At 67.3% G+C, this 13,087-nt stretch carries 5 protein-coding genes; 2 read left to right on the plus strand and 3 right to left on the minus strand.

Annotated features, from left to right (window positions below; genetic code table 11):
• Nucleotides 1-22: 22 nt before the first annotated feature.
• A complete protein-coding gene (locus ACFWWR_RS13270; protein ID WP_384303278.1) occupies nucleotides 23-472 on the plus strand; it encodes an ATP-binding protein in 450 nt (149 codons plus the stop codon).
• Here the strand turns inward: ACFWWR_RS13270 and pglX are convergent, their stop codons facing one another.
• Nucleotides 473-4,081 (minus strand): BREX-2 system adenine-specific DNA-methyltransferase PglX, encoded by a 3,609-nt coding sequence (gene pglX / locus ACFWWR_RS13275; protein ID WP_384303280.1) that lies wholly within the window; start codon nucleotides 4,079-4,081, stop codon nucleotides 473-475.
• Nucleotides 4,078-8,796, minus strand: a complete 4,719-nt coding sequence (pglW, locus tag ACFWWR_RS13280) for a BREX system serine/threonine kinase PglW (protein WP_384303282.1) — start codon at nucleotides 8,794-8,796, stop codon at nucleotides 4,078-4,080. The genes pglX and pglW overlap by 4 nt, the downstream gene beginning before the upstream one ends.
• 442 nt (nucleotides 8,797-9,238) lie before the next feature.
• Between pglW and ACFWWR_RS13285 the strand changes: the two genes are divergently transcribed.
• Nucleotides 9,239-11,044: an HNH endonuclease gene (locus ACFWWR_RS13285; RefSeq protein WP_384303284.1), complete on the plus strand. Its 1,806-nt coding sequence runs from the start codon at nucleotides 9,239-9,241 to the stop codon at nucleotides 11,042-11,044.
• 91 nt (nucleotides 11,045-11,135) lie between these two features.
• Here ACFWWR_RS13285 and ACFWWR_RS13290 read toward each other — a convergent pair whose 3' ends face one another.
• On the minus strand, nucleotides 11,136-13,022 hold the full coding sequence (locus ACFWWR_RS13290; protein WP_384303286.1) for a DNA/RNA helicase domain-containing protein: 1,887 nt from the start codon (nucleotides 13,020-13,022) through the stop codon (nucleotides 11,136-11,138).
• Between the last annotated feature and the right edge of the window lie 65 nt (nucleotides 13,023-13,087).

Here is a 13,087-nt window from a genome sequence, read left to right on the forward strand (position 1 = left end):
CGCACCCGAACGCGAGTTCACTATGCGCTTCACCTCAACCCCACGCGGGGCCCGCCTCGCCCGCCGACTCGTCTCGCACCGCCTGAACGACTGGGGCCACCCCTACACGACCCCGGTCAACGAGACGCTCACCCTCATCACGGCGGAACTCACCGCCAACGCCGTACGCCACGGCCACGCCCCCGGCCGGGACTTCCATGTCCAACTCACCCTGGCCGAGGACACCTTCCACATCGAGGTGGCCGACACCCGCACTGAGAAACGGCCTCCAGCCAGTCCCCCGGCGGCCGACTCGCTTTCCGAGTCCGGCCGGGGCCTGCATCTGGTCGCCGCCCTCGCGGACGACTGGGGCGTCAGCCCTCACCCAGTACCCCGGGCAAGACCGTGTGGGCGAAGCTGCACGTGCAGCCTCAGGGCCACCCGCTCACGCACCGGGTGGCCCCTGGACCAACGGAACTCGATCTACTCCTGACTACTGCTTCGCGGCTGCGCGACGACCTCGGGTCGCGGCCGGAGGACTCCAGCCACGGAGGCCGTCGTCGGTGAGTCCGTGCTCGCCCTGCTTCTGCTGGCGATAACCGGCGAAGAAGTCCGCCGGGGAGCCGCTGTAGAGCATGTCGAACTCGTTGTGCCACTGGGACAGCCACGGCTGGAGTTCCAGCAGGCCGGCGAGGAACGGGGTGATCTCCTCGGTGGACAGCGCAGTGTTGGTGAAGTACGTGGCGAGGGCCTGCGCCTGCTCCCGGTGGTCCCAGCCGGCCCACCCGTACAGCTCGGGGGTGGCGGCGTTGGTCTGCCCGTAGGAGATGAACCGCTCCTTGGGCACGTCGAGTTTGCCGCGCGCCCTCCAGTAGGAGGGGCGGAGGAAGTCGGCGGAGGTGTACTTCGGCGGTACGGGGATGGAGTCTCGGATCTTGCGCTTGGCGGGCTCGTCTGGCGCGGCGTCTTCCTTGCGCTGGAGGTCCCACACCTCTTCCCAGTCGGCGCGCTTCTTCAGGCCGGAGGGCTTGTAGCGCAGGGCGGAGAGGAACGGCACGTGCTCGTCGGTGATCAGCTCGGCGACGAGTTTGGCGAGTTCCTTGCGGGGTGCGTAGAGCTTGGCGACGGAGACGAAGTCCTCATCACGGGAGAGGGCGTCGGTGAGGCGGCCCAGGGTGAGGATGGTGGGCTGCCCGTTCTCGTCGAACCAGTGGTCCCGGTTCTCCATCCGGTCAAGCATCCAGGAGCGGAGGGCCTTCTCCTGGAGCACGTCCCAACCTTCTGTGGCCCAGCGGCGCTTGTACTCGGGGCGCTCGACCATGCCGATGGCGCGGTTCGACTCGATGGCGTCGATGCGCTTCTGGACGATCTCGCGGTAGGGGGCGGGCCAGTGTGCGGGGATATCCGTGATGGGGGTGGAGTTGTGCCGCTTGAACCACTCGTCGCTGGCCTCGCCTGCGGCTACCCGGCGGGCGAGGACGATTTCGAAGGCACGTTCACCGAGGGCGAGGTTTGGGATGTTGGGGTCGTCGGGATCCTCGGAGACGCCAAGGTTCTCAGAGTGGAGGCTGTAGAGAGCATAGACCTGCCAGTCCAATTCCTCTTGCAAGGCAATCATTCGGGAATAGAAAGCCTGTGAGCTGGCACGTGCTTCGCGAAGGACGCCCATGGCTGGAGTGGAAACGGCGGCGATTGCCACGGGGTTGACATCGGAGAGTTGCCGAGAGAGGGAGTCGATAGCAGCAGCTAGAGCAGCAGGGAGTGTGGCTGGCACGGGGAGGCGTCCGACATTGCTTCCATTGAACTGATAGTTCCACGACCAAGGCTGATCAGCCATTCCACTGGAGGCCGTCGCGTTCCCCTTGCAAAAACAGACCTGCTTGAGCCATGCGCAAGCAGTGGAACTATTAAGCAGCCCTAGCAGGTTTACATAGTCAACTTCACCCGCTTCCTTCCGCAGCTTAACTACAGGCGCAGTCTGCTTGAATGCTTTTCCTCCACAATCCAGCACAAAGTGATTATGCGTAGCGACCTCGGCGAACGTAATCGACAAGGGCTCTCGATGACGATCAGCGAAGAACATTCCTAGATCAAACCACCGTAGACCACGCTCCTCGGGCATTTGACCGAAGTAAAGACGTCGACTCAGACTGGTTCGATAAGGCCAAAGATGCCTCATGGTTTTAGGCCCCAGGTCTCGCCTATCACCGTTCCAACGCCTCGACATAATCATTTGCTGAGACTTCCGGATGGCGAAGTCGCGCACTTCATCGCCATTTACCAGGCGGACGCAGTCTTCGGACAGACCCAGCCGAACAGAAGAATGCTCAGGCAGGAGAAAGGCGTCATCCTCAAGCGTGAGAGCTGTCATCCCGATGACGGCAGACAGGCCAGATAGGGTCTCAGTTGCGCCTTGCTCAAGGCCCATAACCAACTCAAGGCCACCATCTGCAAGGATCCATGGCTGTTGACCAAAATAGCGATCGCGATCAAGATCGTCTACTGAAATCCATCGACCTTTAGATCCAGGTTTGTCAATCCGGTCAACGATAGCCTTCCAGACCAAACCATCTGCCGGGATCTCGGGCGTCTTCGGTTCACCCTGAATACCTCGGACCGCTCGAATGGTACTCGAGCGCCCACTTCCGGCGCGGCGCTTACCAACGAGGATTACTGTCGGAGTGCTATGCCCCGGAATGTAAGCACCGGAGGTGTCGATAACTTCGGTCAACTCCACCCTGTGAGCGAAGTAATCTTCGATCAACTTCATGCCAAACTCGCGCTTCGTGAACGAGTTTGAGGTGATCTGACCGACTAGGCCATATCCATGACCATCAGAATCACCTCGCTTAGCAAGTTCAAAGAACCGCTGCGCGAACGCAACCGAGAGTGCATATTTGCCCGTGCAGGCGTCGTACAAGTCTCGATACAGCGCATTCAGCTTTGCGTCCTTCACCGTGATGTACGGCGGGTTACCTACCACCACGTGATACCGACCCTGCTCCAGAATCCCTGGGTGCTCGTAGACGTCCTCCGTAGCGTACGCGAACGAGACCAACGGATCGTTCAACCCATCCTCATCGCCGCCCAGCGTCAATTCCAACTGCCGAGCCTTAATGAGCGAGTCCCCCACCGCCAAGTGGATCGGCCACTCGTACTTCGCTGCCTCCACCATCGTCCGAACGCCGCTCGCCGCCATCGCCGCAACCAGCAATCGGAACCGCGCAATAGCCACCGCGAACGGATTGATATCCACGCCGTGCACAGAGTCCAATGCAACCCGCACCCGCTCATGCACATCCCGACCAGGCTGCCCCTCCCCCCACAGCCGCACCAACCGCCGAAACGCCCCCAGCACAAAGTGCCCCGACCCACACGTAGGGTCGATCATCTTCAGTTCCTCGTACCCGAACTCCCGCACCGCCGGGTTCATCGTCCGGTCAAGGATGAACTCCTCCACGAACTCCGGCGTCTGGAGCAGCGCATACGTCTTCCGCGCAGCCTCGCTCAGGTCCTGGTACAAGTCCCCCAGGAACCGCGTGTCCCAGCCCTCCATACCGTCCTCGTTCAGCGGATCGGTGAAGTCGTGGACGAGGACGCCCGCCTCATCCCTCCCCCGCCAGAACTCGACCAGGTCCCGCGCACCGTCGTGCGACAGCGGCACCTGGTACAGCGGGTTGTGCCGCTTGTCGAAAAGCAGCCGTCCCGCCTGCCCCTGCCCCAGCTCCTCGAACGCCTTCTCCAGCCACCCCCGGTACGTCGGATCCTCGTCCGACTCCACGTACGCGTCGTACCGCGACTCTGCCAGCTCCCGCCGGTCACCGTCCGGCCCCGTCAGGTACGGCTCCGGAATCAGCCGGTTGTCCTCGCAGAACCGTACGAACACAGTCCCCAGCACCCACGCAACCGCGACCTGCGTGACCCGCTCGTCCAGCCACGAAGTCCAAGTCGCCGCCGTACGCCCCAGCTTGCGTGCCTGGTCGTACTCCGCCCTCAGCCTCGCGCCGACATCCCCCAGCGCCTTCACCTGGCGCCCGAGGTCGGTCTCGACCGCCTTGACCTGCTGCTTCAGGTCGTTCAACAGAGCCTTGCGGTCGATCACTTGACGTCTCCCTCGACACCACTGGCACTAGCCACAACCTCGCCGGACCCACGATGGGCGTTGCCCACCCACGTGTCCGGAAGCTGAATCCACTCCCCCAGGCCGGCCTGGTACGGCACGGCCACCTGTCCGAGCCGGGGCTCGCGCGAGGGGTCGCTCTGCGGGACCAGGAGCCACAGCCCCCGCCCGCCCCGCCGGGCCACCGACGCCAGCCGGTCCAGGACGCCCATCGCGTCGTACCGCGCGAACACCCCGGCCTCCGTCAGCAGCACAGGACCGGCAGGGCCAACAGGACCGGCCCCGCCACCGCCACCGTCACCCAGCAGCTCCGCGATCCGGGGCTCCACCGCGCCCCACGCCGTCCGCGCGTACTCCGCGAACCGCACCGCGCCCTTCGAGCCCGGCTCGGCGGCGTCCGCCTTGAGCAGGGTCTCCCAGGTGGGCTTGGTGCCCGGCGTGACCTGCGCGTGCAGGGCCTCCAGAAACAGCTCCGTCACCGACACCGCATCCGTGCCCAGCCGCCCGGCACTCAGCTCCCGCACCGCGTCCCGCACCAGCTGCTGCCGTACGGTCAGCACCCGGTACCCGTCCCGGCGGGCCGACGCGAGCAGCCGTTCCTCCGCGCGTACCGCGCCCGCGAGCTGCGGGTCGTCGGCGTACCGCGCCACCGCACCCGTACGCGTCGACTGCCGCCACGCACCCGTCGTCAGATAGCTCGACGCGTCGTCCACCCGCGTCGGTAGGTAGCGCAGCACGCCCTCGCGTTCGTGCATGTTGAGCGACAGTTCGAAGCCGGCGTCGCGCAACGCCTTGGTGAGCGGGCCGCCCGTCGGCAGTTCGTGGGTCGTGCCGCCACGCCCGTCGGGAACGACCATCTCCGGGAAGCGAGCACGGACCCGCTCGTGCACGGCCTCGCCGGTCAGGCCCGGCTGCTGCCCCTCCGGCATACCCGGGATCCAGCGGACGAGCCCGGCCTGCGTGAGGCGCAGCGCCCTGACCAGCGGCAGGTCGCGCGGGTAGATCTCCAGGCGTGGCGTGGCGGCGGCGTTCACGGACGCCGCAGCCGCCAGCTCCACCATGCGCCGCTCGTCCCAGTCGACCGCGCCCGGCGGCACCGTCAGCGCGCCCAGCTCGGCCAGGACGGTCGCCGCCGTCGGCAGGGTGTCCAGCCTGGCGAGCCGGTCGGCCGTCTTGCCGAGGCGGGTCGCGTACTCCAGCAGGCCGGGCGCGGTCGGGGTGTCCGGGCCGTCGTTCTCCCGTACGTCGAGGGCGAGCAGGCCGGCGCCCAGGGACTCGTCCGTCGCCTTGCGGTTCGGCTGGTGCTGGAACTCGGCTTCCTGCGGCAGCAGTTGCTCGACCTCGACCACGGCCCGTACGGCCGCCAGCGCCATCGCCCGCCGCTGCTCGCGCCCGGCGAGATGCGTGCCGCGCCGGACCGCCAAGGCGTCCGCGATCTCCACCGCCGAAGCGACCCGGCCCATGCTCACCAGGAGGTCGATGATCTCCTCGCGCAGTGCCTGGACGGCGGGCTCCGCCTTCCAGCGCTTGCGCTCGTCCTTGAGCATCTGCGGGATACGGCCGTGGCTCAGCCCAAGACCCTCCGCGACATCCCTCTGCTTCGGCCAGACGCCGATGTCCGGCAGGACCCCGTGCTCGTCGGGCAGGCGCAGCAACAGCCGTACCATCTCCGCCTTGTTGCGGTTGGAGCCGTTGTTGTTGACGGCGGGCACGAAGACGGTGGCGAGGGTGTCGAGGCTGACGGAGCGGAGCGTGCGGGGGGACAGCGCGCCCGCCGACTCGCCCGTGGCGAGTTCGCCGACGAGGGCCGACTCGGCTGCCGTGAGCTGCTCCAGCTCCTCCTTGGCCTCCGCCCGGCCCTTCGGCGTGAGCGGCGAGACGGGGATCTCGCGCAGCCGCTCGCCCCACTCGCGCTGCCGCTGCTGGACCTCGTTGCGGGTCTTGGCACCCAGCCCGGGGGCGTTGACGAGCTTGCGGCGGCTGTAGTCGAGCAGTTCGCCGACCGTCGTGATGCCGAGGCCGTAGAGGAAGGACTGGGCGGCGGGCGTGAGACCGGAGACGGTGAGCGGGGTGTCGCGGGTGACCTCGGCGGCGAGGCGGTCGCGCTGCTGCTCGGCGGTCTCCGGCTCGGCGTCCGCGATCGCCACCGCGGCGGCGCCCTCGACGGGTGTCCCCTCCCCCGTGGTCGCGGGGGCCGGGTGGCGGGAACGGTGGCTGGACGGGACGGTCTGCGAGGCGTCGAGGAAGACCTTGCGCCAGGCGTCCCGCATCGGCTTCAGCTCGGGGTACCGCTTGCCGGCGTCGCGGTGCAGTGCCTTCTGGAAGAACGCGACGAGACCGTCCCGTACGGCCGGGTCGAAGGCCTCGGCCGCGATGGTCGGGTGCGGCCACTCCTTCGCGTCGGTCATGCGCGGCAGGACACTACCGTCGCCCCACTTGGGCAGCTCGCCGGAGGCCATCTGGTGCAGGGTGACGGCGACGGCGTACCGCTCGGCGTGCGAGTCGTACGAGCCGCGGGTGATGACGTCGACGAAGGGGTCGAGGTAGCCGTCGGTGCCCGCGTTGGTGCTCTTCGCCGGGTAGCCGGCGAGGGAGAAGTCGATGAGGACGAGTTCGCGGGTGCGGTTGGGGCGGATGCGGATGGCGATGTTGTCGGGCTTGATGTCGCGGTGCCAGACGCCCTCGCCCTCCAGGAAGTCGACGGCTCCGAAGAGGTAGTCGCCGTACGCCTCCAACTGGTCCACCTGGAGGCGGCCGTTGTCGCGGAGCTGGCGGGCGACCGTCTCCTCACGGCGGCGCGGGCGGCCCCCGCCCTCCGTGCTCTGTCCGTTGTCGTCGCGCTCGTCGCCGACGTACTCCAGTGCGAGGACGGTACGGCCGCCGATGTGCAGCGGCTCGGGTTCGACGAGGCGGATGATGCCGGAGTGAGGGCGCAGGCGTCCCATGGCCTCGGCCTCGCGGGCGAGTATCTCGCTGCGGCTGTCGGAGAGGGCGACCTTCAGCACGGCCAGTGGGCGGGTCCTGCGGGCTTCGGCCTGAAGGTCGCGGACGAGGAAGGCGCGGCTGGTGGAGCCGGTGCCGAGGCGGCGGCGGATCTCCCACCGGCCGGCGAACACGTCACCGGCGACGGCCTCCAGCGGGTCCTTGTCTGCGGTGGTCCCGTCGTCCTCGTCGGCCGGCCCCTCCGTGGCGGTGGCCGCCTGGGCCGGGGCGGTGAGGGAGTCCTCGACGACCTCCAGCAGCTCCAGGAACTCGTCCACGCTGGACAGGCGCTGGCCCGGCCGGTAGGCGGTGGCGGCCTGGACCAGCTCGTCCACGTCCTCGGACAGGCCGTCCACCAGGGAGCTGGGGCGCAGGCCCTCCCCCGCCTCCAGGCGGGCCAGCAGCTCGGCCTGGCTGGCGGCCGGGGCCTGACCGGTGACCAGCAGATAGGTGAGGACGCCAAGCCCGTACACGTCGAGGTGGACCGGGTCGGGGTGGAGGGCGGTGAGTTCGGGGGCGAGGTAGGCGTCGGCGTCGTCGGCCAGGTGCATCGCGGACAAGGCGGTCGGCGCGAAGCGGGTCATGCCCTGGCCCTGGGAGGAGTCGCCGCTGCGCTGGGTGGCGATCTGCCAGTCGGAGATCTGGAGGTGCGGGTTGAGCCAGGCGGCCTCCTCCCCCACCGCCCGGCCCTTCCCGCCGCGCGGCCGGGGGACGACGAGCACGGAGCGGGCGGCGAGCGCCCGGTGGTGGATGCGGCTGGAGTGCGCGGAGCGCATGGTCTCGGCGATCTGGCGGACCAGCGCCATCCGGCCGAGGATGTCCAGCTTCTCGCCGTACTGGACCAGGTACTCGTCCAGCTTCAGCGTGTCCGGGTGGTAGTCGAAGATCAGCGCGGGGCCGGCGGCGTGCCCGGAGGGGAAGTACTGCTTGAGTTCGACCACGCCCGGGTGCTTGAAACGGCCCAGCACGGCGGCTTCGCGCCGGGCGGCGTTCTCGACGGACTGGCGCAGGGAGGCGTCCGAGCCGCGCTCGCTGAGGTAGATGCGGACGCGGGCGGCCTCGGGCAGGTCGCTGTGACGGGCGAGGTAGTCCGCCCAGGTGGGCCCGGAGTCGAAGGACTTCCGCTCCAGCTCGTACGGGCCGACCTTGTACTGCGCGTCGCTCTTGCGGATTCCGATGTTCTTGAGGGCCGCCTCGATCTCGCGCGAGCCCATCGCGGTGATGCGGCGCCGCTCCTCACGCGGGGGCTGTTCCAGCATCTCGACCAGCTGGGAGACGGTGTACACGCCGTTCTGGTCGTGGGCGGGCAGGCGTACGCGCAGGCTGTTGTCCGTGAAGCAGACAGCCTCGGCGACCCAGACCCGCTTGCCGCCGGGCAACGCGAGCAGGCCTGCCAGTTCCTTGGCCTTGCGGTTGACCAGATGCAGTGGGTTGCCGTGCGTACGGCGGCGGCCGCCGGGAGTGGTCTGCACCCAGGTGCCGTTCTCGGAGGTGACCGAGCCGTGCCAGTTCTTCAGCTCGATCATGCAGGCGCCGCCGGGGGCGACGACCAGCAGGTCCACCTCGCGGACGTGACCGGTGTTCGCGGTGAAGGTGAAGTTCGACCAGGCACGCCAGGGGTCGGAGTCCGGCAGCTTCTCCCGGATCGCCTCCAGGCCACGGCGTTCGTGATCGAACTCGGACTCGGTGACCGTGACCCACCGGCCTTCCCGCATGCCTGTTCCCCACTCCTCGTTTCCCTCGAGGTCGCCTCAGCCCAAGGTCAGACCCCTGACGCAGATCCTAGTGGGTGCCAGTGGCATGAGAAGAGGTCGTGAAGAGCGGGACTACAGGACATTCACCTCACATAGCGAAATACTCCGAGTCGATTTACCCCTCTCACCCCGAAAGGGAAGTTTGCGGGGCGGGCAATGGACTCGACCCAGGCGTTCAGAGGCACTGCGAAGCGAGCCGCCCTTGCCGCTTCAGGCACTCCGCGGGTCGCTGAGGGCACTCGCGCCGACGCCCCTCGACCACACCCTTTACCGTGCCAGTCGCGGCAGATCCTTGCGCTTGCACCCCCATGCACAACACGAGTGAGGGCGCTGCCGGCCGGTAACGAGGCAACAGGCAGGCACGCGGCAGCACTTGTCATACCTACCTACTAATGTCCTCGACATGGGACTTGGGGATATCACGCGCGCAGGCGTGCTGGCTGCAGTCGCGGAGTGTCAGGACTTGGGACGCGAAACGTTTCGCCACCGATACGGCTTCGGCAGGGCATTGACATACGTCTTGGTCGTAGACGGAGACAGCTACGACTCGAAGGCCATAGCCGGCGTAGCTCATCTGTACTCAGCCGGAGCCCTGCTGTCGGCCGACGACTTCAGCGGAGGTGCACGCACAGTGGCACACCGTCTGCGAGCACTCGGCTTCACCGTGGAGGACGGAAGCACCGCTGCGGACCGCCCGCAGCAGGCAGAGCCGCAGATACTCCTCCAGCCTCGCGGCGGGGCTCGGCTTCGAGGGGCACAGAACTTCGCCAAGTCGGTACACCAGGGCATCCGGATCTCAGACATCCAGGATGTGCTCGGTGACCAGGCGACCACACTGAATGCCCTGTATCCAGACGGAATCGCTCGATTGTGGGGTGCCACTCCCACCGCGCAAGCCAACAACGAAAAAGTACGAGCCCTGCGAGATCGTCGTGTCGGTGACGATGTGTATTTCTACACGGCGAACCATTTCTTCGCTCGCGCACGCATTCTCCACCTGTTCACCAGCTCGCCTGTGGCACGGAGGGTCTGGGGAGCCGACAGTGACAACGCCACTTGGGAACACATCATGGCGCTGGGTGACGTCGAGGAGTTTCCCACTCCTGTCCTCGCAGCGCCCGTGCTGCGCCGGATGAACGTTCCGGCACCTCTGTGGAGCCTTACTCTGCGGTCCCCCGAGAGCTACCGCAGCGTTCTCCCACTCCTACCGGCGAAGAGCCGGCCGGTGGGTCCGTCACCGCTGACGCCGCCTTCAGTCACAGCTGACCAGCTCACCGCGGAGGGTCTGCTGGAGCGGCTCGGCTCCCTCCACACTCATCGTCAACCAGGAAGCAAAACGCCCAGCCGCCACCAGCCATTGGCCCTGCTGTGGGCGATATCCCGGATTTCCGCGGACAGGCCACGCCTGACACCGTGGGCCGTCTTCCGGACGGAGGTGAGTCCGCTCCTCACCGAGTTCGGACTCCCCGGCTCCAAAGTCACCCCCGAGTACCCCTTCTGGCACCTGCGTGGCAGCGACCTCTGGGAGGTGCACGGGATGGAGCGTGACGCCGGAACTGCCCCTGGAACAGGCGCCCTCGACACGCACCAGCCCGTCGCCGGCCTGACCCACACAAGCGCTGAGCTGCTGAGGGACCCCCTGATCCGCCTGCAGGCCGTGATCAAGCTGTGCAGCACGTACTTCGACGGTGTCGACCAGCGTGAGTTGCTCAATCGGGTAGGCCTCGCCGGATACGCCACGGCTGATGGCCTGGTCGACGAGGACGAGGACGCTGACGGCCAGGAGGGGGCCGCTGCGACCGAGCGTGCGACCGGTCCAGCCGCACGACGGACGCGCACCTCCTCACAGCTTGTTCGCGACGCCGCGATCGCCACGCGGGTCAAGGAGCTGCACGGCCACGCCTGCCAGATCTGCGAGACACGCCTGCAGTACAAGCGCAGACCGTACAGCGAGGCCGCTCACATACGTGGTCTCGGAACGCCTCACGACGGTCCGGACGAGCTGCCGAACCTGCTCTGCCTGTGCCCCAATCACCACGTCCTCTTCGACGGGCTCGAAATCTACGTCGATGTCGTCGGCGTCGTGAGGCACACGCACGGGGATGAATCAGTGGGACGGCTTCGTCAGCACAACGGTCATCCCATAGACGAAGCACACCTGGACTACCACCGGACTCTCTGCGAACTCAGCAGGATCACGCGGAGCTGAGCAGGTCACACGACCGTGCCGCTCTGCCACCCTCGATGCGCATCAGAGGTGAGCCACTCCATGCGCCGAGCCCAGCAGGATCGGGCACGCGTCAGACCGACACGGCCTGTCGTGTCGCTCCACCCGCCAACTCCCGCAGCTTCTCCCGCGTCTCGGGATCCGTCGCGTACACAACCGTGCCCACCATGCCCCTGGTCAGAAGCACCTTGTAAGTGTTGCGGATCAAGCGGTCCACGTCGGCGTCGGAGGTGGACCGCTTGAAGACGGGGTCCTTCGACGCTGCCCGGTCGGTCACCCAACGATCCTCGCGCCAGAGCAGGTCGGGGCCGATGATGACGCCGGACCAGTCGTACTCGAAGCCCTGTGCCGTGTAGACGCAGCCGACCTGGCCGAAGCCTGCCGGGTCGGTGGCCCACAGGGCGGCCGGGGGAGCACCGGACACGGATCGGTCACCGCGCAGGTTCCACGGGCGGGCCCAGTCGCCGATCACGACGTCGGGCGGCAGCGGAGCGCCAGGTTTGGGCTCCGGGGACCAGCGCCAGCTGTAGCCGGCGGACATGCGCGCGCCGTAGCCCTCGGCTCGTCGGGCCTCCAAGAACCCCTCCATCTCCTGAGGGCTGTCGGCGACCAGGAGCTGCATGCGGCCGTCGGATTCCCAGGTGACCGGGCCCCCGGCCTCCAAGCCGAGGAGCCGTACCACCCAGCGCAGGTACGCGTCACTGCCACCGCAGCGGAACTGGCTGTCCAGAGGGACGACGTGACACGGGATGTCCCGCTTCGCCGCCGCCTCCTCGATGTCAGCCACTGTGCCCATCTCCCCGGGGCGCACCACCTGGTGCTCGTCGAGGAAGAACACGGGTACGTAGGCGACGTCGATCAGCTCGTCGATCTGGGCCCTGCCAGTCCGATTCTCGGCACGGGTGTAGCGGTTGGCCGAGGTCTCCCGGATGCGGTGCGCCTCGTCGCAGATCAGGGCGCCCAGGCTGTTCTTCTCGGCCGTCATGAAGCTGTTGAAATACTTGAACAGGTCCTGGACTTCCCGCTTGCGGGCACCGGCGACCTTCCTCATTGTCTTCGTGAACGACTGCGAGCCGGTGGCGTGCAGTGCCGGCACCCCGCGCCGGTAGAGCTCACCGAGCAGCTGGAGAGCGATGACGCTCTTGCCGGTGCCGGGGCCGCCCGTGACGATGACGACCTCCTTACGATCGGCGTGCTTCGCCTTCTCCACCGCGTTGAGCACCATTCGGTACGCGACCTGCTGCTCGTCGAGGAGGACGAACTGTGTGCGTTCGCGCACCTCCTCGGCGGCCACGGACATGAGCTGCTTTGACGGCACTGTGGCGCCTGCCTGAAGTTCGTCCGCCGCCCGGGACCCCGGGTGCTCGTCGCTCAGCCTCGTGCGAAGGTGATCGATGAAGGCGCCGCGGCGTTCCTCGGTGAAGAGCAGTCCGTGGCCGTCGCGCTCGATCTCCCTCAGCCCGGTCACACCGAACTCGGTGGCGTTGTGCAGATAAGCCACTCCTGCCACCCGGTGCCTGTGTTCGGCCACCGCCCCGTTGAAATTGACGAGGTATTCGCAGTAACGGCGGACCTGCTCGATGGGGTTCAGGACCGGATGAGCATAGGCGTCGACATGGCACAGGGTGGGGTCGTCCTCATGGGGCAGTGCCTGGCTCCACTGCTTCAGCTCCACCACGACGTACGACGGCTCGCCCGTGACCGGGTGCACTCCAGCGAGGACGACGTCGGCGCGCTTGCTGTTCAGCGGGAGCGCGTATTCCAGCATGACCTCGACATCGCCCAGGCCGGCGTCGTTGAGCGCGGCGGCCAGGACAGGGATGCTGCGCTCCCAGGAACGCACCTCCGAAGCGCCGGGCCGATAGCCGTGCATATGGACGAACTTGTCGGTGAGGTGCAGGAACAGCGAACCGTCGAGTGCCATGACGGCGACCGTTTTCGCGGACGCGCGGAACAGCAAGGACTTCCCCCAGGCAGCACGAAATGATTCGTGCGGGTGGGGGCATGTCCTTCGAAACTCCACCG

This window comes from Streptomyces sp. NPDC058678, from assembly GCF_042714835.1.
GTDB lineage: Bacteria > Actinomycetota > Actinomycetes > Streptomycetales > Streptomycetaceae > Streptomyces.